The 560-nt window shown below is 58.0% G+C and carries 1 protein-coding gene; it reads right to left on the bottom strand.

The window, feature by feature from the left end; genetic code table 11:
* Positions 1-560 (bottom strand): SDR family NAD(P)-dependent oxidoreductase (locus V7728_RS20425; RefSeq protein WP_335371391.1); only part of this gene is annotated, 560 nt, incomplete at both ends.

Below are 560 nucleotides of genomic sequence, written 5' to 3' on the forward strand. Positions count from 1 at the left end.
ATCCAGCCGCACATCTTTCGCTGCTTCATCAAGATTGATAAACCCTTTCACTTTCGGCGCCATGACGGCCTTCCGTTCGTTTTCTGTCTGGTTCAGAATGTAGTTGTCAGCGATCACGCCTGCGCCGTGAATGATCCCGTCGAGTGTTCCGTGCTCCTTCTGTATGCCGCGGACGAGGGCGATGACCGCCGCCCTGTCTGTCACGTCTACCGGTTGATACAATACGCGGGCGCCCGACGCTTCCAAGCGCCGTAAGCGGGCGGAGCGGTCTTCATCAAGCGCTTCCGCCCTTCCCGTTAATACGAGGACAGCGTTTTTGACGCGGGAGGCTATTTCTTCAGCGAAAATCAGTCCGATGCCGCCCGCTCCCCCGGTGAGGAGGTAGACCCCTTCGTCTTTCCACGGAACGGCGCCGCTTTGAGGCGCCGGCAGATGACGCCAGTTTCTGACGAGACGTTTGCCGTCTTCATAACGGATTTCCGCTTGTTCAGGATGCGCCCGGTTTTCTTTCAGCTTGGCAAGAAGCGCCGAGGCTGACTCGTCCGGATCAGCTTGGATCA

The organism is Bacillus sp. JHAA (assembly GCF_036961585.1).
GTDB lineage: Bacteria > Bacillota > Bacilli > Bacillales > Bacillaceae > Bacillus > Bacillus velezensis.